Origin of the sequence: Nocardia amikacinitolerans (assembly GCF_900215415.1) — a bacterium.
Classification (GTDB): domain Bacteria; phylum Actinomycetota; class Actinomycetes; order Mycobacteriales; family Mycobacteriaceae; genus Nocardia; species Nocardia amikacinitolerans.
On record NZ_OBEG01000006.1, the window covers coordinates 387,207 to 406,315 of the forward strand.

At 69.4% G+C, this 19,109-nt stretch carries 19 protein-coding genes; 14 read left to right on the forward strand and 5 right to left on the reverse strand.

All coding sequences use genetic code 11. From position 1 onward, the window contains the following. The first annotated feature begins 43 nt into the window (after nucleotides 1-43). The 3 genes from CRP45_RS26350 to CRP45_RS26360 all read left to right on the forward strand — a co-directional run bounded on the left by CRP45_RS26350 (nucleotide 44) and on the right by CRP45_RS26360 (nucleotide 3,050). Complete coding sequence (locus tag CRP45_RS26350) at nucleotides 44-1,945, forward strand: alkyl/aryl-sulfatase (protein WP_097247447.1); 1,902 nt, start codon at nucleotides 44-46, stop codon at nucleotides 1,943-1,945. Continuing rightward, nucleotides 1,942-2,280, forward strand: a complete 339-nt coding sequence (locus CRP45_RS26355; protein WP_097247448.1) for a GatB/YqeY domain-containing protein — start codon at nucleotides 1,942-1,944, stop codon at nucleotides 2,278-2,280. The genes CRP45_RS26350 and CRP45_RS26355 overlap by 4 nt, the downstream gene beginning before the upstream one ends. 71 nt (nucleotides 2,281-2,351) lie before the next feature. After that, nucleotides 2,352-3,050, forward strand: a complete 699-nt coding sequence (locus CRP45_RS26360) for a GAF and ANTAR domain-containing protein (protein WP_179831022.1) — start codon at nucleotides 2,352-2,354, stop codon at nucleotides 3,048-3,050. Between the two features lie 4 nt (nucleotides 3,051-3,054). Here the strand turns inward: CRP45_RS26360 and CRP45_RS26370 are convergent, their stop codons facing one another. Beyond that, nucleotides 3,055-3,777, reverse strand: a complete 723-nt coding sequence (locus CRP45_RS26370; RefSeq protein ID WP_179831023.1) for a GAF and ANTAR domain-containing protein — start codon at nucleotides 3,775-3,777, stop codon at nucleotides 3,055-3,057. 232 nt (nucleotides 3,778-4,009) lie between these two features. Here CRP45_RS26370 and CRP45_RS26375 point away from each other — a divergent pair, with 232 nt between their 5' ends. Beyond that, on the forward strand, nucleotides 4,010-4,711 hold the full coding sequence (locus CRP45_RS26375) for a GAF and ANTAR domain-containing protein (protein WP_179831024.1): 702 nt from the start codon (nucleotides 4,010-4,012) through the stop codon (nucleotides 4,709-4,711). A gap of 192 nt (nucleotides 4,712-4,903) precedes the next feature. Further along, nucleotides 4,904-5,503 carry a sigma-70 family RNA polymerase sigma factor gene (locus tag CRP45_RS26380; protein WP_097247629.1) on the forward strand — a complete coding sequence of 200 codons (600 nt, stop codon included), beginning with the start codon at nucleotides 4,904-4,906 and terminating at the stop codon, nucleotides 5,501-5,503. A 133-nt stretch (nucleotides 5,504-5,636) separates the two neighbouring features. Here CRP45_RS26380 and CRP45_RS26385 read toward each other — a convergent pair whose 3' ends face one another. Together CRP45_RS26385 and CRP45_RS35355 are read right to left on the reverse strand one after the other, a co-directional pair. After that, the gene (locus CRP45_RS26385; protein WP_097247451.1) at nucleotides 5,637-6,155 is read right to left on the reverse strand and encodes a DUF1990 domain-containing protein; all 519 of its coding nucleotides are present in this window, start codon (nucleotides 6,153-6,155) and stop codon (nucleotides 5,637-5,639) included. Between the two features lie 922 nt (nucleotides 6,156-7,077). Next, nucleotides 7,078-7,842, reverse strand: coding sequence for a M23 family metallopeptidase (locus CRP45_RS35355; RefSeq protein ID WP_245910456.1), 765 nt, complete (start codon nucleotides 7,840-7,842; stop codon nucleotides 7,078-7,080). A gap of 1,364 nt (nucleotides 7,843-9,206) precedes the next feature. Between CRP45_RS35355 and rpsB the strand changes: the two genes are divergently transcribed. The 8 genes from rpsB (at nucleotide 9,207) to CRP45_RS26430 (ending at nucleotide 16,907) form a co-directional block, all read left to right on the forward strand. After that, nucleotides 9,207-10,022 carry a 30S ribosomal protein S2 gene (gene rpsB / locus CRP45_RS26395; protein WP_067782205.1) on the forward strand — a complete coding sequence of 272 codons (816 nt, stop codon included), beginning with the start codon at nucleotides 9,207-9,209 and terminating at the stop codon, nucleotides 10,020-10,022. 97 nt (nucleotides 10,023-10,119) lie between these two features. Next, nucleotides 10,120-10,944, forward strand: a complete 825-nt coding sequence (gene tsf, locus CRP45_RS26400; protein ID WP_067782208.1) for a translation elongation factor Ts — start codon at nucleotides 10,120-10,122, stop codon at nucleotides 10,942-10,944. A 257-nt stretch (nucleotides 10,945-11,201) separates the two neighbouring features. Further along, on the forward strand, nucleotides 11,202-11,930 hold the full coding sequence (pyrH, locus tag CRP45_RS26405; RefSeq protein ID WP_097247453.1) for a UMP kinase: 729 nt from the start codon (nucleotides 11,202-11,204) through the stop codon (nucleotides 11,928-11,930). 51 nt (nucleotides 11,931-11,981) lie between these two features. Continuing rightward, nucleotides 11,982-12,539, forward strand: coding sequence for a ribosome recycling factor (frr, locus tag CRP45_RS26410; protein ID WP_067782706.1), 558 nt, complete (start codon nucleotides 11,982-11,984; stop codon nucleotides 12,537-12,539). 105 nt (nucleotides 12,540-12,644) lie between these two features. After that, nucleotides 12,645-13,580 (forward strand): phosphatidate cytidylyltransferase, encoded by a 936-nt coding sequence (locus CRP45_RS26415; protein ID WP_425436976.1) that lies wholly within the window; start codon nucleotides 12,645-12,647, stop codon nucleotides 13,578-13,580. 66 nt (nucleotides 13,581-13,646) lie between these two features. Continuing rightward, nucleotides 13,647-14,006, forward strand: a complete 360-nt coding sequence (locus tag CRP45_RS26420; RefSeq protein ID WP_067782222.1) for a LapA family protein — start codon at nucleotides 13,647-13,649, stop codon at nucleotides 14,004-14,006. A gap of 152 nt (nucleotides 14,007-14,158) precedes the next feature. Further along, complete coding sequence (gene rlmN / locus CRP45_RS26425; protein ID WP_097247631.1) at nucleotides 14,159-15,268, forward strand: dual-specificity RNA methyltransferase RlmN; 1,110 nt, start codon at nucleotides 14,159-14,161, stop codon at nucleotides 15,266-15,268. 16 nt (nucleotides 15,269-15,284) lie between these two features. Then, the gene (locus CRP45_RS26430) at nucleotides 15,285-16,907 is read left to right on the forward strand and encodes a serine/threonine-protein kinase (RefSeq protein ID WP_101750203.1); all 1,623 of its coding nucleotides are present in this window, start codon (nucleotides 15,285-15,287) and stop codon (nucleotides 16,905-16,907) included. 178 nt (nucleotides 16,908-17,085) lie between these two features. On the opposite strand, the gene CRP45_RS26435 is transcribed toward CRP45_RS26430, so the two are convergent. After that, complete coding sequence (locus tag CRP45_RS26435; protein ID WP_097247455.1) at nucleotides 17,086-17,502, reverse strand: DUF5997 family protein; 417 nt, start codon at nucleotides 17,500-17,502, stop codon at nucleotides 17,086-17,088. Between the two features lie 86 nt (nucleotides 17,503-17,588). Between CRP45_RS26435 and CRP45_RS26440 the strand changes: the two genes are divergently transcribed. After that, nucleotides 17,589-18,545, forward strand: a complete 957-nt coding sequence (locus tag CRP45_RS26440) for a LysR family transcriptional regulator (RefSeq protein WP_097247456.1) — start codon at nucleotides 17,589-17,591, stop codon at nucleotides 18,543-18,545. Between the two features lie 193 nt (nucleotides 18,546-18,738). Here the strand turns inward: CRP45_RS26440 and CRP45_RS26445 are convergent, their stop codons facing one another. Beyond that, the gene (locus CRP45_RS26445) at nucleotides 18,739-19,008 is read right to left on the reverse strand and encodes a DUF2631 domain-containing protein (protein WP_067782234.1); all 270 of its coding nucleotides are present in this window, start codon (nucleotides 19,006-19,008) and stop codon (nucleotides 18,739-18,741) included. Nucleotides 19,009-19,109: the final 101 nt, after the last annotated feature.

Here is a 19,109-nt window from a genome sequence, read left to right on the forward strand (position 1 = left end):
ATTCCAGGACAGACGAATTCGGCAGAGAAGAAGGAGGAGGACGATGCCCGACGTGACCGAGCCGACCGAGGTGATCGTCGCCGCGCGGCAGCGCGCCGAGACGATGCTGCCGTTCGCCGACGATGCCGACCTGGCCGACGCCCGCCGCGGTTTTCTCGCCGCGCTCGAGCCCGGCGTGGTCACCCAGGACGACGGATCCGTGGTGTGGGACAACGATTCCTACGGCTTCCTGCGTGAGCCGTGCCCCGCTTCCGTCCACCCCAGTCTGTGGCGGCAGTCCGGACTGGTCGCCGAGCAAGGCCTGTTCGAGGTGACCGACGGCATCTATCAGATCCGGGGCTTGGACCTGTCGAACATGACGCTGGTCGAGGGCGACAAGGGCGTCATCGTGATCGATCCGCTGATCTCGGCAGAGACCGCGGCCGCCGGTCTGCGGCTGTATCGCGAGCATCGCGGCGATCGTCCGGTCACCGGTCTCGTCTACACCCATTCGCACGTCGACCATTTCGGCGGCGCCTGTGGTGTCGCCACTCCGGAAGACGCCGCGGCGGGCCGGATTCCGGTCATCGCGCCCGCCGGATTCCTGGAGCACGCGGTGTCGGAGAACATCTACGCGGGCACCGCGATGGCGCGCCGCGCGGCCTACATGTACGGCGCCGTGCTGCCGAGGGGCCCGCTCGGCCAAGTAGGCGCGGGTCTCGGACAGACCACTTCGATCGGCACGGTCACCCTGATCGCGCCGACCGTGGACATCGCCGAGACCGGCCAGGAACTGACCGTCGACGGCGTGCGGATCGTCTTCCAGGTCACGCCGGGCACCGAGGCGCCCGCCGAGATGAACTTCTATTTCCCCGAGCGCCGGGCCCTGTGCATGGCGGAGAACGCCACCCACACCCTGCACAACCTCGTGACGCTGCGCGGCGCGCTGGTGCGCGATCCGCACGTGTGGGCCAAGTACCTCACCGAGGCGATCAATCTGTTCGCGCGCGAGTCCGACGTCGTGTTCGCCTCGCACCACTGGCCGACCTGGGGCACCGAACGCCTGGTGGAATACCTTGGCCTGCAACGTGATCTGTACGGCTACCTGCACGACCAGACGCTGCGCATGCTGAACCAGGGCTATGTCGGCGCCGAGATCGCCGAGCAGCTGACGCTGCCGCCCGCGATCGAGAACGCCTGGCACGCGCGGGGTTACTACGGCTCGGTCAGCCACAACGTCAAGGCGATCTACCAGCGCTACCTCGGTTGGTTCGACGGCAATCCGGCCCACCTGTGGCAGCACCCGCCGGTGGAATCCGCCCGTCGCCACGTGGAATTCATGGGCGGTGCCGAGGAGGTGCTGCGCAAGGCGCGCGAGTCCTACGCCGCGGGCGACTACCGCTGGGTCGCGCAGGTGGTCGACTACGTGGTCTTCGCCGAACCCGGCAACGAGGCGGCGAAAGACCTGCTCGCCGCGGCCTACGAGCAACTCGGCTACGGCGCCGAGAACGCGACGTGGCGCAACTTCTACCTCAGCGGCGCGTACGAATTGCGCTACGGCTCGTTCGGCACGCCGACCAAGACGAATTCGCATTCCATGCTCGCCGCCCTCACCATCGAGCAGATCTTCGACGCCATGGCGCTACGCGTGGACGGTCCGAAGGCATGGGACATGCACGTGATCACCGACTGGAACCTCACCGACGAGGGCCGCGTGCACCGGCTGGAACTGCGCAACGGCAGGCTGACCCACTACGACCGGCCGGAGGGTGTCGCGCTGCCGGACGCCGACGCCGAGTTCACCCTCACCAGGGCGACCATGATCCGAGTCCTGTTGCAAGGCGAGGACTTCGGTGTCGCCGCCGCCGCGGGTGACATCGGCATCGAGGGCGATCCGACCAAGCTCGCCGCCCTGGTCGGTGTGTTCGACGAACCGGACCCGGACTTCGCCATCGTGACACCATGAGCCGCCGTGGGCGACTGCGTGCCGCGCTGCCCGCCGCCATGAAGGCGCGCGACCGCCACGCGGCCGCGGCGCTGCGCTCGGCCCTCGCCGCCATCGATAATGCCGAGGCAGTCGAGATCGGTGACGCGCGAGCGGGCGCGATCGAGGCAAGCGTGGTCGGGCTCGGCGGCGCGGAGGTCGAACGACGGCAGTTGAGCGAGGCCGACATCGAGGGGATCGTCCGCGCCGAGATCGCCGAGCGGCTGACCTCCGCCGCATCCTACGCCGACCTCGGGCGCGCCGACCGCGGTGCGGTGCTCCGCGCGGAGGCCGAGGCATTGACCGCCCTGCTGTAGTCGCCATCCCGCAAGCGAAGTTCGCTATTCTGGCTGCTGCCGGTCGATTCCAGGCGGTTCATAGGATGGGCGTGGCGGAGTTCGAGTTACTCACCGAGACATTCCTCTCGGCGCTGCGCCGAGGCGGGGGCGACATCTCGGCCGCGTGCCACGCTGCCGTGCAGGTACTTCCGGTGCAGCGGGCCGCCATCACGATCGATGAACGCGATGTGGGCGTGCAGCCCTGGTGCAGCAGCGACGAGGTCGCGGCTCGGGTCGAGACGGTGCAGGCGACGGTCGGCGAGGGGCCCGCGGTCGACGCGGTGGCCACCGGCGTGCCGGTCTCGGTCGTCGATCTGGCCGCGAACTGCGGGCACTGGCCGGACTTCGCCGCCGCGCTGGCCCGCGAACCGGTTTCCGGCGCGATGACCGCCATGCCTCTGCGCTTGGGTGCGGTGCGATTCGGCGCGCTCGACCTGTATCGGACCAGCCCGGGGCACCCGAACGGGTCGATGATGGCGGCCGGACTGCACGTCGCCGACATCATCACCGCCCACCTTGTCTCGGCCAGGCCCGGCTCCGCCGAGCACGCGGGGGAGTGGCTGCGCGGGCCGCTGACGAGCGCGTCGATCCACCAGGCAGCGGGCATGATGATCGCCCAGCGCGGCGTCGGCCCAGCGGACGCTTACGCCACGATGCGGAGTTATGCTGTGCGCCAAGGTATTTCGCTTGCGGAGGCGGCCGAGCGAGTGCTGCGGCGGCGCATCCGTTTCGACAGGGAAGCGCGTTGAACCGCTACCGCTCGGCCGGTGTGGCAAGCACGACCGCCGCGTCGACGCGGCCCACCACGATGGCGCCCGCCAGTTCGGCCATCCGCAGCCCGCACCGTCGCGCGTGCGCGCGCAGGCGGTCGAACGCCTCGGTCATATCGAGGTCGCCGCGTTCGGCGAGCACCCCCTTGGCCTGCTCGATGACCACCCGATCCTGTAACGCCACCGGCAGTCTGGCCTGCATCGGCTCGACCCTCGGTCGCAGCACGTGCTGCGCGATGCCGATGGCCGCGAGGTCGGCGAGGATCTGTCCCGACCGCACGGCGGCCCGGTCCAGCGCTCCGGGGGCCGCGCCGAAGATGGTCAGGGCGCCGATGTTGTCGGTGCGCAGCCGCAGCGGCAGGGCGTAGGTCGAACGGTAGCCGTGTTCCAGTGCGTGCCTGGCGAATTCGGGCCAGACCAGGGTCGCGGCGGCGAGGTCGTCCACGATGGCCGGGCTGCTGGTGCGGTAGGCCTGCCCGGTTGGTCCGTCGACCGTTTCGACGAGCCACCGCGCTCGCTCGTCGGTGGCTGCGAGCACCCGCAGCTCGCCCCGATGGTCGCCGAGGAACAAACCGGCCTCGGCGGCGCCCGTCAGTTCGGTACACGCGTCGACAAGTTGCTGCGATAGCTCCACGACATCGAAATCGCTCGTCAGTGTGCCGACCGACCGCACAAGCACGTCCAGCAGCGGCGCGTGCGCTCCCATGGGGATCTCCCTGAGTGATCGCAATGAGTCGAGCGGAAGTGGAGCCTCATCTTTCATGTTTGCACCCGAATAGCGTTCGTGTCGACCGAGCTTCGGCATCACGCGTCGAATCGCCATGGCGGCCGACTGTTTCGGCGTGTCGCCGAAGGTCCATACCATGGAGAGTTGGCAGATGCGGTGCGGTATCTCCGAGGCGGACGCGCGGGGTTCGCCGGTACAGGGGTGGTTCGGTATGTCTGACAGCGAGCTGCTGGTCACGGCCTTGTCCGGCCTCGTCGGGCTGCTGCCGGAGCCGGGCGATCTCACCGAACCGCTGCACCGTCTGATCGACAGCGCCACCGACGCGCTCGATCTGGCGGGCTGCGCGGTGTTGCTCGTCGCCGACGGGTCCTCCGGCGTCGTCACCGCGACGCCCGCCGCACTGGCGGACGTCGCGCTCAGCCAGCGCAGCAGCGCACGCGGGCCCGCGCTGGACGCGCTGCGGCACGGCGAACCGGTCGCCGTCGCCGACGTCCGCGAGCGCCATTCCTCGTGGCCCGAGTACACGAGCGTCGCCGCCCGCCACGGTGTCCGGGCCGTCGCCGAGATCCCGATGCGATCCGGCACGACGACGGTGGGCGCGCTGGGCATGTACGCCTACGACCCGCGCGAGTGGACCGAACCCGAACTGTCGGTGGGGGCGCTGCTCGCGGGCATCGCCGCCGGGCACATCCTCACCGCCGAGCGGTTGCGCGCCCAGCAGCGGCTCACCGAGCAACTCCAGCACGCGCTGGACTCACGGGTGCTGGTGGAGCAGGCGAAAGGCGTGATCGCCAACGCGCGCAGCACGACACCGCAGGCGGCCTACGAGCTGATTCGGGCGCACGCCCGGCGGCATCGGGTGAGCGTGCACGCCGTGGCGGGTGGAATCATCGAGCTGGGACTTCGGATCTGAGTGGGCTTTTCGCCCGCGTCGAGCTGTCGAACCGAGGCCGAAGCGGCGGCGGGGGTTCGACCCGGCCGGTAGTCTGTCCGTTGGCGGTTCTTCCGAAACCCATGCCCCCGGATCGGAATCCGCCGTCGACACCACCGTCCCTGTCTTCGACGGGTGGTCCATTCGTCAGCGTCCGCTGCCATCGGGGGCATCATGGTTTCGCCAGCTCTGTCTTCTCGCACGTCCACCCACCACCGAATTCCGGAATCCAGCACCGACGCCGAACTGGTGCGCCGGATCGGCGTCGGCGATCGCGACGCCTACGCACTGCTCTATCGCCGCACCCATCCGCTCGTCTTCCGCCGGGTGCTCGCGATCGTGCGCGACCACGACTACGCCGAGGAGACCTGTCACGACGTCTACCTTCAAGTGTGGTGCAGCGCAGCGGGTTTCGACGAGCATCGCGGCTCGGTGGTCACCTGGCTGCGGACGCTCGCGCACCGGAAGGCTGTGGACCGCGTCCGCCGCGAACGCGCCGCGTCCGACCGCGACCAAGCCTGGGCCGCAGGCGATTACGGACCACCGGCCGACCACGTCGCCGAAGAGGTGCTGCGCCGCCACGAATACCGCTGTGTCCGAACAGGACTGGCCGCCCTGACACCCCTGCAACGCGAATCGGTCCTCCTCGCCTACTACCACGACCTCACCTACCCCCAGGTCGCCGAGCACTTGGGCGTCGGCCTGCCCGCCGTCAAATCCCGCATCCGCGCAGGACTCGCCCAACTGGCCCTCGCCCTCTCGGCCGCGGTGTGAAAGCGCCTCGGCGGTGGGAGCGTCGCGCGATCCCGCCGCCGCGGTCGACCTGATCGCCGCGACGATCGCGGTCGTTTCCGCCCGCCGCGTGCGGTATTCACCCGCGCCTGGGTAGGCGGGAGTCCGCGGCGACCTAGGGCCTCTTCGGGAGGGTGGCGAGGTAGCGGCCCGCCATGACGCGCTGCATGAGGCGGGCGGCTGGGCCGCCGAGTCTGGTGTACCAGGATGCTGGGCGGGAGAAGGCCGTGATCAGGCCGTGGACCGAATCGTCGGTGGGGTCGTACTCCACCGCGAACAGCTCCTCGCCGATCTCGGGGTGGCCGGGGAGCGTGCCGTAGGCGAAACCGCGCCGGTTCTCGTCGTCGAGCACGTACACCACGCGGCAGGGCGCCACGAGGGCGATCGGACCGATTCCGAGTCGCACGGTGAGCGCCGTGCCGGGTTCGGCCGTCGGTGTGCTCGCGTGCCCGAAGATGCCGACGCCCTTCTGCATTCGATAGGCGAGGATCTCCGCCCCCGCCCGCTCGAACAGCTCCCGGCCGGTGCCGAGTCGCCGCCGCAACCGGAAGCGGTGGTAGCCCTCGGGAAGGTCGCCCCGGGTGGCGCCGATCTCCCGATAGGTGAACCAGGGACCGCCGAGCTCGTTCTCCATCCCTCGATCATGGTCCGCATCCCGACGGTAAGGAAGCGACGCGCGGGGTGCGCTCCCTCACCGCCGCTCGACGCCCTGGCCAGCACCTGCTCGTGCTGCGGCCTGCGCCCGTGCCGTGCCGTGCCGTGCCGTGCATCGCAATGCCGTGCCCGCGCCCGGCACCGTGGCTTGGTAACCCTGCCGGGCGCCGTGCCAGCGCTGTGGCTTCGTGCCCGCCTCGGTATGGCTTGATGCCCCTGCCCGCGCCGTGCCCGCGCTGTGGCATGGTGCCCGTGCCCGTGCCCGTGCCCGTGGTCGTACCGAAGCTGGTGCTCCTGCCCGTGTGCCATGCGACGCCGCGCCCGCGCTGTGCCCGTGCCGTGCGGACCCGCGCTGTGCCCTTGCCGTGCCCGTGCTACGGCTTGGTGCCCGCGGCAGTTCGCGTCCCGCGCTGTGGCTTGGCGTCTGTGCCCGCTGTGCCCGCTGTGCCCGCTGTGCCCATGCCCGCGCTGTGGCTTGGTTCTCGTGCTCGTGCCGTGGCTTGGTGCTCCTGCTCGTGTGCCACGCGGCGCCGCGCTCGCGCTGTCCTTTGCCCGCGCTGCGGTCAAATGCCCGCGCCCGTGCTGCGGCTTGGTGCTCCTGCTCGTGTGCCGTTCCGTGCGGTGCCGCGCCAGCGCAGTGCCTTTGCCCGCGGTGTGGGTTAGGTGCCCGTGCCCGTGCAGACCCGCGCCGTGCCCTTTGCCGTGCCCGTGCAGACCCGCGCTGCGCCCTTTGCCGTGCCCGTGCTGTGGCTTGGTGCCCGCGCCGGCGTGGCTTGATGCCCCTGCCCCTGCCCCTGCCCGTGCCCGTGCCCGTGCCTGTGCCCGGTGCCCGTGCCTCGCGCCCGCGCCGCGCGGACCCGCACTGTGCCCTGCCCGTGCTGTGGCTTTGTGCCCGCGCCAGTTCACGTGCCGTCCCGCGCTGTGGCTTGGTGTCCGTTCCCGCTGTGCCCGTGCTCGCGCTGTGGCTCCGTGCCCTTTGCCAGTGCTATCGCTCCGAGACTCAGTCTCAGTACTGTGCGTACACCGCCGCCTCGTAGCCCCACGACGGGCTGGAGGCCAGAGGCGGTACGCGCGGGGTCGCCGACGGCATCAACGCGGCGCGCTTCCGGCCGGCCGAATCCCACCCCGGTTCGACCGGGCATCAACGCGGCGCGCTTCCGGCCGGCCGTATCCCACCCCGGTTCGACCGGCTCGAGGCGCAGCGGCGCGAAGTGCAGCAGGCCGAGCGGGTCGAGGTATTCCGGGCGGCCGCGTCGTCCCGCTTCGCGGCGCAGGCCCCAGTGCAGGCAGGCGGGGGCCGCGCAGTCCGCGTGGCCTTCCTCGAGGGTTCCGATCGGCGTGCCACGTGACACCCGCGCTCCGACCGAGACCCGTGCTCGAACGGGCTCGTAGGTTGTGCGCAGCCCGCCGGGGTGGTCGAGCGACACGACCGGTTTGCCCGCTACTTCCCCGGCGGAGACGACGATGCCCGCTCCCGCTGCGACCACTGTCTGGCCGGGCGTCCCTGCCAGATCGACACCCCGATGGCCGGGCAGCCAGTCCTGGGCGGGTCGGTCGAACCGCCGCTCCACGGTGGGTCGCGGCCGCAGCGGCCAGCCGAACTCCCCGCCGGGTGCGGCCGTAGCCGTTGCCGCTTCGCAGGCCGCGAGAAGAACGGCTAGTGCCACGAGAGCCGACCACCGGGGCGCACGGTGCGGCGGGGCATGCCCACGCCCGGTGCGGTAGCGGGGCATTGGTTGCCGAACATGCAGCCGCGCGAATCCGCCGCAGTACCGACGTGACAGCAGTGCCGCGCCGCGCACGGTGCTCGGTTCGCCTGCAGTCCTTCGGGAGCAGTGCCGCTCGCGGCCATCCGAAATATCCGCCGAGTTCTGCGGGGCGCCCGCGAGCGAGACCAGCGGTGACCATCGAGCCTCGACCGTGTAGGCCGTCGGTATCTCCAAATCCGTTCCAGCGGCTCGGCGCCGCAGGGGTGACCCGCAAAACGGCACCTTCACCGCCACAGCGCCGAGGGAACCGAATCGCTGCGGTTCTCAGCCGAGCCTGTCGCCGTGCGAGATGAGGCCGAGCCTGTCGCCGTGCGGGCCTCAGCCGAGCCCGTCGCCGTGCGAGATGAGTACGGCGCGGGCGGCAGCGGCAACCCCTGCACTCGGATCGAAACGCAGACCGACCCGACACACGCCTCCTCGGCAGCGGACGGTCGCACACCTGTCATGCGCAGCGGAAGTGGTGCTAGCCGGAGAAACGGCAGATTCCGAGCCCGCGGCGGCAGGCAAACCGAACTCGAGCAGGCCGAATCGGGCGTCGCGTTCGGCACGCGCGGCGGCGCTGTTCGCGCCGGGTTCAGCGCGCACACCAACACCGCGCAAACCAGCGCGGAGCCGTCGGGCGGCCCCGAATTCGGCGCATGCCCCGGCAAGATATCCGTCGCGGTCGCCAAACACGTCGATACAGAGCACGTTCCGGAGGCCATCTCCGCGTTCCGCAGCGGATTCGCCAGGCACCCGGCGCTCCGGCACCCGCCCTCGGCGCTCGACGGCGGTCGAGCATTCGCGGCAGCGGGCTGTCCAACGGCCAGCGCGAGCACGAACATCAACGGCAGGATCACGGTGATCGAGAGGGAAAGTCGGTACATGCGTTCGACCCTCGCTCGGCCGGAGCCGGCGCGACATCCCCGATTCGGCGAGTGTGGACAACTTCCCTACCTGTGGAAACCGCCCGTTTCTCCTGGTAACAGCCTCGCGACCAGGCGATTTAGGTCAGGGACGAACCTGGTCGTAGACTGATCGAGCGGTCTGTGCCCGGCACGGACCGACTTCGCGCGCCACCCGTGCTTGTTCGTAACGGCGCCGTTCGAACCTCAGCTCCCGAATTCCGAGAGTGCTCGTTCGCGGCAGTGCCAGTTGGGAACAGGGAATCGCCGGCTGGTCCCGATCGGTGAAACCGACCGGGTCCGACGATTCGGAGGCGCCAGGGCAGCGGGTCGCCGACCCACTGCGTCAACCGGCAACGAAAGAGAGATACGGGAGCTATGGCTGTCGTAACCATGAAGCAGCTGCTCGACAGCGGCGCGCACTTCGGACACCAGACCCGGCGCTGGAACCCGAAGATGAAGCGGTTCATCTTCACCGACCGCAACGGCATCTACATCATCGACCTGCAGCAGACGCTGACCTACATCGACAAGGCCTACGAGTTCGTCAAGGAGACCGTCGCCCACGGTGGCACCGTTCTCTTCGTCGGCACCAAGAAGCAGGCCCAGGAGTCGATCGCGGCCGAGGCGACTCGCGTCGGGATGCCCTACGTGAACCAGCGTTGGCTGGGCGGCATGCTCACCAACTTCTCCACCGTGCACAAGCGCCTGCAGCGCCTCAAGGAGCTCGAGGCCATGGAGCAGACCGGTGGCTTCGAGGGTCGCACCAAGAAGGAAATCCTCATGCTCACGCGTGAGATGAACAAGCTGGAGCGGACCCTCGGCGGTATCCGCGACATGCAGAAGGTGCCCTCGGCCATCTGGGTCGTCGACACCAACAAGGAGCACATCGCCGTCGGCGAGGCGCGCAAGCTGAACATCCCGGTCATCGCGATCCTGGACACCAACTGCGACCCCGACCTGGTCGATTACCCGATCCCGGGCAACGACGACGCGATCCGTTCCGCCGCGCTGCTGACCAAGGTCGTCGCCTCCGCGGTGGCCGAGGGCGTGCAGGCGCGGGCCGGTCTGGCCTCCGGCGACGACAAGCCGGAAGCGGGCGCGGGCGAGCCGCTCGCCGAGTGGGAGCAGGAACTGCTCGCGCAGGCCGCGCCGGGCGCCGACGCGTCCGCCGAGACCCCGGCCGAGGCCTGAGGCTCGTAACCCGCTGTTCCAGCGGTGATCACCGAGGAATGCCATGGTGATCACCGCTGCCCAGTAACTGAACTTCTCCAAAGGAGGCTCGCCACCGATGGCGAACTACACCGCTGCCGATGTGAAGCGGCTCCGGGAGCTGACCGGCTCCGGGATGATGGACTGCAAGAAGGCCCTCGAAGAGACCGACGGTGACTTCGAGAAGGCCGTCGAGGTCCTGCGCATCAAGGGTGCCAAGGACGTCGGCAAGCGCGCTGAGCGCGCCACCGCCGAGGGCCTGGTCGCCGCGCAGGACGGCGTGCTGATCGAGATCAACTCCGAGACCGACTTCGTCGCCAAGAACGACGAGTTCCAGGGTCTGGCCAACCAGATCGTCGCGGCGGCCGCCAAGGCTCGCCCCGCCGACCTGGACGCGCTCAAGGCCGTCGACTTGGGCGGCAAGACTGCCGACCAGGCCGTGCAGGAACTCGCCGCGAAGATCGGCGAGAAGCTGGAGCTGCGCCGCGCCGTGTCCTTCGAGGGCCCTGTCGCGACCTACCTGCACAAGCGCTCCTCGGACCTGCCGCCCGCCGTCGGCGTGCTGGTCGAGTACCAGGGTGAGGGCGAGGCCGCGGCCGAGGCCGCTCGCGCCGCCGCCATGCAGATCGCCGCGCTGAAGGCCAAGTACGTGACCCGCGACGAGGTTCCGGCCGAGGTCGTGGAGAACGAGCGCCGCATCGCCGAGCAGACCGCTCGCGAGGAGGGCAAGCCCGAGGCCGCGCTGCCGAAGATCACCGAGGGCCGCGTCAACGGCTTCTTCAAGGACGTCGTCCTGCTCGAGCAGGCGTCGGTCACCGACTCGAAGAAGACCGTCAAGGCCCTGCTGGACGAGGCCGGTGTCACTGTTAGCCGCTTCGCGCGGTTCGAGGTCGGCCAGGCCTGACAGCCTGCGAAGGCCCCTCCTCCGTCCAGCGACGGGGGAGGGGCCTTCTGCTGTCCGCGTCCGGCCGCGACGCGGCGGCAGCGACCGGCCCGATTCTTGGCGCCCGCGCGGTGTCGGAGGGGGTCTTCTGCGGTCGCCGAAACCGAGTAGGGCAGGATAGTGACCGCCTTGTGTTGCGGGATCGCAAACCTATCCGCTTTACCCCTGATGTCTCAGCATGCTGAGGACACCACCATCGCCGAAGGAGAAGAGCACCGATGACGGACCCGGGGACCGAACGCCCAGGATATCGCCGGGTGCTTCTCAAACTGGGCGGCGAGATGTTCGGCGGCGGCAAGGTCGGCCTCGACCCGGACGTCGTACAGACCGTCGCCGAGCAGATCGCCGAGGTCGTCGCGACCGGCGTGCAGGTGGCCGTTGTCATCGGCGGCGGCAACTTCTTCCGCGGCGCCGAGCTCGAAGAGCGTGGCATGGAGCGGGCCCGCTCGGACTACATGGGCATGCTCGGCACCGTGATGAACAGCCTTGCGCTGCAAGACTTTCTGCAGAAGCAGGGGATCGACACCCGGGTGCAGACCGCGATCACGATGGGCCAGGTCGCGGAGCCGTACCTGCCGCTGCGCGCCAAGCGCCACCTGGAGAAGGGCCGAGTCGTCATCTTCGGCGCGGGCATGGGCATGCCGTACTTCTCCACCGACACCACCGCGGCCCAGCGGGCCCTGGAGATCGGCGCCGACGTGGTGCTGATGGCCAAGGCGGTCGACGGCGTCTTCACCGCGGATCCGCGGGTCGACGAGACCGCGACGATGTACACCGAAATCACGCACAAAGAGGTCATCGAGCGCGACCTGAAGGTCGCGGACGCCACGGCCTTCAGCCTGTGTATGGACAACCAGATGCCCATCCTGGTGTTCAATCTGTTGACGAAGGGCAATATCGCCCGAGCGGTCGCCGGTGAGAAGATCGGCACATTGGTTCGGTCCTGACACCCGCGAACCGCGGATCATGACGATGACGACGCTGTGGAGGAAACGGTCGTGATTGAAGAAGCGCTCTTCGACGCCGAGGAGAAGATGGAGAAGGCCGTCTCGGTGGCGAAGGACGATCTCGGGACCATCCGGACGGGACGCGCGAATCCGGGCATGTTCTCCCGAGTCGTCGTGGACTACTACGGATCGCCCACCCCGGTCACCCAGATGTCCAGCATCACGGTGCCCGAGCCGCGGATGGTGGTGATCAAGCCCTACGAGGCCGGGCAGCTAGGTGCGATCGAGACCGCGATCCGCAACTCGGATCTCGGTGTCAACCCCACCAACAACGGTGACATCCTGCGAATCTCGATCCCGCAGCTCACCGAGGAACGCCGCCGCGAGCTGGTCAAGCAGGCCAAGAGCAAGGGCGAGGACGCCAAGGTCGCGATTCGCAACGTGCGCCGCAAGGCCATGGACGAACTCTCGCGCATCCAGAAGGATGGCGAGGCGGGTGAGGACGAGGTCGGGCGCGCCGAGAAGGAGCTCGACAAGACCACCGCCAAATATGTGCACAGCATCGACGAGCTGGTCAAGCACAAGGAAGCCGAACTTCTCGAGGTCTGAGGGCAGATCCGAGGGCCCGCACGGGCGGGGGACGAGGAACAACGAGTGAGCGACGGGACAATCGTGGCCGACAATGCCGCCGCAACGGGTGCGGCCGAGGAGCCGATGCCGGGGAGCGGCACCTCCGCAGAGACCCCGGGCCATGCGGGTGACTTCACGGCCGGACCGTTCCACGAGCATTCCGTTCCCCCCGAGCCGGTCGTCCCGGCGCCCGCTGCCACGACGTCGCGAGCGGGCCGCAACCTGCCCGCCGCGCTCGCGGTCGGCTTCGGGCTCGGCCTCTCGCTCATCGCGATCCTGCTGTTCGCGCCGCTGGTGTTCATCCCGGTCGCGGCGGCCGGCGTCGGCGTGGCCACCTGGGAGGTGGCCAAGCGGCTGCGCGAGGCCGATGTACTCGTCCCGCGGATTCCGCTGATCGTCGGCGGGCAGGCGGTGTTCTGGCTCGGCTGGCCGTGGGGCGCGAGCGGTGTCGCGGGCGCGTTCGCGGCCACCGCGCTGACCTGCATGGTGTGGCGACTGTTCGACCACGGTCTGCGGACCGCGCCGCGGAACTTCCTGCGCGACACGGCGATCGCGGTCTTCACCCTCGCCTGGGTCCCGCTGCTCGCGTCCTTCGCGACGCTGCTGCTGCTCGAGCCCGACGGCAACCTGCGGGTGCTCACCTTCATGATCCTGGTGGTCTGCTCCGACGTGGGCGGCTATGTGGCGGGCGTGCTGTTCGGCAAGCATCCGATGGTGCCGTCGATAAGCCCGAAGAAATCCTGGGAGGGTTTCGGCGGCTCGCTGGTGTTCAGCGTGATCGGCGGTCTGCTGACGGTCACCCTGCTGCTGGACGCCAATTCGATGATCGGCGTGGTGCTCGGTGTCGGGCTGGTGCTCGTCGCGACCGTCGGTGATCTGATCGAATCGCAGATCAAGCGGGAACTCGGCATCAAGGACATGGGCACGCTGCTGCCCGGGCACGGCGGCATCATGGACCGGCTCGACTCGATGCTGCCGTCCGCGTTCGTCTCCTGGCTGGTGCTGAGCACGCTGCTCTGACCGGTCCCTTTGGCGACATGCCGCCAAATCCCGGCGACCGCGATGGCGATCGTCCATGATCGAGGCATGTCCACGAATGCCGAGCACGAGCCAGAGGCGAGCCGGCGCGACAAGCCGACCGTCCCACCGACCACGCCGCCTCCCGCGCCGCCCGCGACCAGGCCACCCATGACGGGCGCCAAACCCTCGATCTCCTCGCGCACCGGCTACGCCTGGGTGGGTCTCGTGGTGGGCACGCTGATCATGATCCTGCTGCTCATCTTCATCCTGCAGAATCTGCAGACCGTCGAAGTCAGCATGTTCTTCTGGAACTTCCACCTTCCCCTCGGTGTCGCCGTCCTGCTCTCGGTGATCAGCGGAGCGCTGGTGATGGCACTGGTCGGCGGCATGCGCATCTTGCAGTTGCGGCGGGCGGCCAAGCACTGAACCCTCGGAGTCGGGAAACTCCGGCTGCCGAGCGCGCCGTTCCGGTCCGAAGGTCCGAACAGCACCCAGGAATGCTCGACCGGTTGTGTCGTCGCGCACTGTTTCGGCCTGAGCATTCGAGCGCGTGGGGCGGATGAGAGACTGGACGAACTATGACCGCCTCCCTGCCCTTGGTTTTCGACGCTCCGCGCCGCGGCATGCCGCCGCGCCATCTCGCCGATCTCGATGCCGAGGGGCGGCGCGCGGCGGTCGAGGAGCTGGGCTTGCCCAAGTTCCGCGCCGACCAGATCGCGCGGCAGTACTTCGGGCGGTTGCAGGCCGATCCCGAGCTGATGACCGATCTGCCCGCCGCGGTGCGGGAGAAGATCGGCTCGGCGCTGTTCCCGCCGCTGCTCTCGGTGGTCAAGCACGTCGCCTGTGACGACGGCCAGACCCGCAAGACGCTGTGGCGGGCCGGTGACGGCACCCTGCTGGAGAGCGTGCTCATGCGCTACGCCGACCGCAACACCCTGTGCATCTCCAGCCAGGCGGGTTGCGGCATGGCCTGCCCGTTCTGCGCGACCGGGCAGGGCGGGCTGAACCGCAACCTGTCCACCGCCGAGATCGTCGACCAGGTGCGCGCCGCCGCGGCCGCCCTGCGCGACGGCGAGGTGGCGGGCGGCGAGGGCAGGCTGTCGAACATCGTCTTCATGGGCATGGGCGAGCCGCTGGCCAACTACAAGCGGGTGGTCGCCGCGGTGCGCCGCATCACCTCGCCCGCGCCGGACGGCCTCGGCATCTCGCAGCGCAACGTCGTGGTCTCGACCGTCGGCTTGGCGCCCGCCATCCGTAAGCTTGCCGACGAAGGTCTCTCGGTGACACTGGCCGTCTCGCTGCACACCCCCGACGACGAACTGCGCGACACCCTGGTGCCGGTGAACAACCGCTGGCCGGTGGCCGAGGTGCTGGACGCGGCGCGCTACTACGCCGACACGACCGGCCGTCGCGTCTCGGTCGAGTACGCGCTCATCCGCGACATCAACGATCAGCCGTGGCGCGCCGACATGCTCGGCGCCAAACTGCACAAGGCGCTCGGCTCGCGCGTGCACGTCAACGTCATCCCGCTCAACCCGACCCCGGGCAGCAAGTGGGACGCCAGCCCGAAACCGGTCGAGCAGGAATTCGTCCGAAGGGTCAATGCCCAGGGCGTGCCATGCACCGTCCGTGACACCCGCGGCCAGGAGATCGCCGCCGCCTGCGGGCAGCTGGCCGCCGAGAACTGAATCCCGAGGGGGGCCGTTGCTGCAGCCAGGTGACGTATTCGCCGGATATGCCATCGAACGACTGCTTGGGCAGGGTGGCATGGGCGCGGTGTATCTGGCCGCGCACCCGCGGCTGCCCCGCCGTACCGCGCTCAAGCTGCTGAATCGGGAGCTGTTCTCCGACGCGGAGATTCGCGCGCGGTTCGAGCGCGAGGCCGATCTGGTCGCGCAGCTGGACCATCCCAACATCGTGACCGTCTACGACCGCGGCATCGAGAACGAGCAGCTGTGGATCTCCATGCAGTTCATCGACGGCGTCGACGCGTCCTCGGTGGAGCCGAGCACCCTGCCGCCGCAGCGCGCCGCCCAGATCGTCGGCGAGACCGCGCTGGCGCTGGACTACGCGCACCGCATGGGCGTGCTGCACCGCGACGTGAAACCCGCGAACATCCTGCTCTCCCGCTCGGCCGGACAGGAGCGGGTGCTGCTCACCGATTTCGGCATCGCCCGCCCGCGCGAGGACACCAGGCAGCTCACCCAGACCGGCACCTTCACCGCGACGCTCGCGTATGCCGCGCCGGAACAGCTGACGGGCGCGCCGCTCGATCACCGGACCGACCAGTACTCGCTGGCCTGCACGCTGTACTGGTTGTTGTCCGGCACCGTGCCGTTCGACTCGCCGCAGGCCGTCGCGGTGATCCAGGGGCACCTGAAGCAGCCGCCTCCGCCGCTGAGTTCGGTGCGTCCCGGTCTGCCGCCCGCAGTGGACGCGGTGCTCGATCGCGCGCTCGCCAAACGGCCCGCGGATCGGTTCGACTCCTGCGCGGAGTTCGCCGCGGCCGTGCAGCAGGCGTTGCGGGGACCGGTCAGCGCGCCGCACGCCGTGGCGCAGCCGAGGCCGCACCCGGGTCCGCAGGGCTCGGCGCCGAACCCGATGCCGGTGGCGCATCCGCCGCGCTACGCCCAACCCACGCCGCACTATGCGAACGCCGGTGTGCCGCAGGGCTATCCGCCCGGTTACGGCGCCGTACCACCGGGGTATCGTCCGCCCGTCGCGCCGCGGCGGGGCGGCTCCGGCGCGAAGGTGCTCGCGGTGATTCTCGGCCTCGTCTTCGTGCTGCTCGCCGGGTGCGGGACCTTCGTGTTCACCGACGATTCGACCTGGGTGTCGCAGCTGACCGGACGCTCCAAAGGACACAAGGATCTGTCGGCGATGTCGGCGGCGTTTCCCGGGATGCTGCCGAGCGGCAACCGCGACACCGGTAGGGGCTACAACGGCGCATCCTGCCGCCCGGCATCCGAATGGAAGGACTGGCAGGCCGAAAAGGGCGATCAATCCGCCTTCGACCACTGGCAGGCCCGCTGGGAATGTCTGCTGGAGGGCGGCGCCAAGCTCGCGTATCGCTTCTACGCCTTCCCGAGCGCGGAGGCTGCGCGGCGGGCGGTCAGCACGTTCAAGTCGCGGGCGAGGTCCGAAGGTTCCAGCACGGAAGGCACCAGGACCGACGAACGCTTCCTCTACAACGACAACTACGGCGAGTCCGCGCTCATCCTGTCGACCTTCTCCGACCCGTCACGCGACCGCTGGGTACTGACCTTCCACGGCCCCACGCGCCGGGACGACGAACTGGCGACGAAGGTCCGCAACGCCCCGCTCTGAGGCAGACTGCACCTTCCGCTGCGGTCGTCCGCGGGCCGGGACGGAATTCCGACGTAGGTGCCGTCGGCGGTGAGTGTCGCTGCGGGCCAGGGGCGACACGCTGGCGGTCGATGCCGCCGATCCGCTCGACGTCACAATCAGCTGGAATCAGCTGGATCTCGGCTTGGACTGATCGCCCCTATCCGAAGCGGTTCTTGGCCGGGCGGTTGGTGGTTGCGCGGCGTTCGGCTTCTTTTGCCTTGACGCGCTCGTTCTCGCGGAGGACGGCCTGGTAGTTCTCGCGTTCGCGGGTCAGCCATTCCGGGGGGTCGGCGAGGAGGGCGGTGATCTCGTCGGCGGTGAGGGCGTCGGAGACGCCGGAGCGGGCCAGGCCGCTGTTGGAGATGCCGAGCTTGCGGGCGGTGATGTCGCGGGGGAAGGGGCCGGTGCGGCGCAGTTCGGTGAGCCAGGCAGGGGGATCGGTGCGCAGCCGGTCGAGGTCGGCGCGGGAGATCGGCGAGTTCCGGAAGTCCTCCGGCGCGGCGGGGAGGTAGATGCCGAGCTTGTCCGCCGCGGTCAGCGGCTTCATCATCTGCGGGTTCTTGTCCGGGCTCACCGGGACAGCCTAGTCGACGGCCGGAGTGCCCCTGTCGTCGCGGCGACCGTCCTGGCGCGTGTATGTCGTGCAATACCCTTTACCGAATGAGTCAGGTGGAGTCGATCGACGTCGAGCGGTTGCGCTGGTTCGTCGCGGTGGCCGAAGAGCTGCATTTCGCGCGGGCGGCGAAGAGTCTCGGCATCGCGCGTCAGCGGCTCAGCCGGGCGGTCATCGACCTGGAGACCGAACTCGGCACGAAGCTTTTCGTCCCCGGCGCCCAGCCGACGCAGCTCACCGACGAGGGACGCGAGCTGCTCGCCGCCGCCCGCGCGGTCATCGCGCGCAGGGAAGTGGCCGAGCCGGAGCCCGAGGTCACGGCCGAGCTGCGGGTGGGTTTCGTGCCCGGCGTCACGGTGTCGAAGTGGGAGCGGATCTGGGCCGAGCGGTTTCCCGAGGTCCCCTTGCGGACGATTCCGCTCGCCGCCGCCGACCAGCTGACCGCCCTGCGGGACGGCCGGGTCGACATGTGCTTCGTGCGCCTGCCCATCGACCGCGAAGGGCTCAGCGCGATTCCGCTGTACCGGGAGGTGCCGGTCGTCGTGGTGCCCAAGGAACATCCGATCTCGCTCTTCACTGAGGTCACCGCCGCGGAGCTGGCCGACGAGCGCATGCAGGACGCCTCGGACATCGACGCGGCGGCGGTCACCTTCGAAATGGTCGCCGCCGGAGTCGGACTCGCCATCGTCCCGCATTCCATCGCGCGCCTGCACGCCCGCCGCGACCTGGTCTACCGCACCGTCACCGATCATCCCGACACCGAGATCGCCCTGGCCTGGCCCACGGCCGAGACCACCGAACTGGTAGAGGAATTCGTCGGTGTGGTGCGCGGCCGCTCCGAACGCAGCTCGCGCTCGCCGTCGACCAGCACCGCGCGGCAACCGAAGACGGCGACGAAAAAGCCTGTGGCACAGAAGAAGTCCGCAGCAGGGAAGAGCGCTACTCCGGCTCGCGGTGCGCGCTCCTCCGGCGCGAAGAAGCCGAGCAAGCGGCGCGGTCGCTGATTCGCGCTAGTCCGCCTCGTGGACGCGCGGCAGGATCTCGTCCCGCAGGCGCGCGCGGATCTCCGCGATCGCGGCATCACCCACTGTCACCCGCGGCGCTCTTCCACGTCGACAAGCGACGACCGCTCGGCAGGCAGGACAACGGCCGCGCTCCCGGTGTGCACCGAGCGGCGCGGCCGCGAAAGTATCAGGGCTACCTGGGCTTGCGCCGCAGGATCGAGTCGCGCACCAGGATGACCACGATCAGCGCGGCGAAGCCGACGAGGTAGATGTCCTCGATCAGCCCCTTGTGGTTGCCGATGATCATGGCCAGCAGGGCGAAAGCGACGAACCAGCCCGCGATGCGGAAGGTGCGGCGCGACTCACCGCTCCAGCCCCACTCCGCGGAGGGAACCTCGGCGGTGTCCACGTGAGTGACGACGGCGCGCTCGTTGTTGGCGGGTTCGATGTCCGTGGCGGCCACGATCGCTCCTCAGGTGGTTCGGGTACCGAACTTCCGGTACACACTCTTGGGCTACTGGTCGATATCGTGACATACGACGCCGCGTCGTTGGTAGTCGGGCC

What these genes read in the sequence shown, in the direction of transcription:
- CRP45_RS26350 (WP_097247447.1), top strand. Translation starts at nt 44, where the DNA reads ATGCCCGACGTGACCGAGCCGACCGAGGTGATCGTCGCCGCGCGGCAG.
- CRP45_RS26355 (WP_097247448.1), top strand. Translation starts at nt 1,942, where the DNA reads ATGAGCCGCCGTGGGCGACTGCGTGCCGCGCTGCCCGCCGCCATGAAG.
- CRP45_RS26370 (WP_179831023.1), bottom strand. Translation starts at nt 3,777, where the DNA reads ATGGGAGCGCACGCGCCGCTGCTGGACGTGCTTGTGCGGTCGGTCGGC.
- CRP45_RS26375 (WP_179831024.1), top strand. Translation starts at nt 4,010, where the DNA reads ATGTCTGACAGCGAGCTGCTGGTCACGGCCTTGTCCGGCCTCGTCGGG.
- CRP45_RS26380 (WP_097247629.1), top strand. Translation starts at nt 4,904, where the DNA reads ATGGTTTCGCCAGCTCTGTCTTCTCGCACGTCCACCCACCACCGAATT.
- CRP45_RS26385 (WP_097247451.1), bottom strand. Translation starts at nt 6,155, where the DNA reads ATGGAGAACGAGCTCGGCGGTCCCTGGTTCACCTATCGGGAGATCGGC.
- rpsB (WP_067782205.1), top strand. Translation starts at nt 9,207, where the DNA reads ATGGCTGTCGTAACCATGAAGCAGCTGCTCGACAGCGGCGCGCACTTC.
- tsf (WP_067782208.1), top strand. Translation starts at nt 10,120, where the DNA reads ATGGCGAACTACACCGCTGCCGATGTGAAGCGGCTCCGGGAGCTGACC.
- pyrH (WP_097247453.1), top strand. Translation starts at nt 11,202, where the DNA reads ATGACGGACCCGGGGACCGAACGCCCAGGATATCGCCGGGTGCTTCTC.
- CRP45_RS26415 (WP_425436976.1), top strand. Translation starts at nt 12,645, where the DNA reads ATGCCGGGGAGCGGCACCTCCGCAGAGACCCCGGGCCATGCGGGTGAC.
- CRP45_RS26420 (WP_067782222.1), top strand. Translation starts at nt 13,647, where the DNA reads ATGTCCACGAATGCCGAGCACGAGCCAGAGGCGAGCCGGCGCGACAAG.
- rlmN (WP_097247631.1), top strand. Translation starts at nt 14,159, where the DNA reads ATGACCGCCTCCCTGCCCTTGGTTTTCGACGCTCCGCGCCGCGGCATG.
- CRP45_RS26440 (WP_097247456.1), top strand. Translation starts at nt 17,589, where the DNA reads ATGAGTCAGGTGGAGTCGATCGACGTCGAGCGGTTGCGCTGGTTCGTC.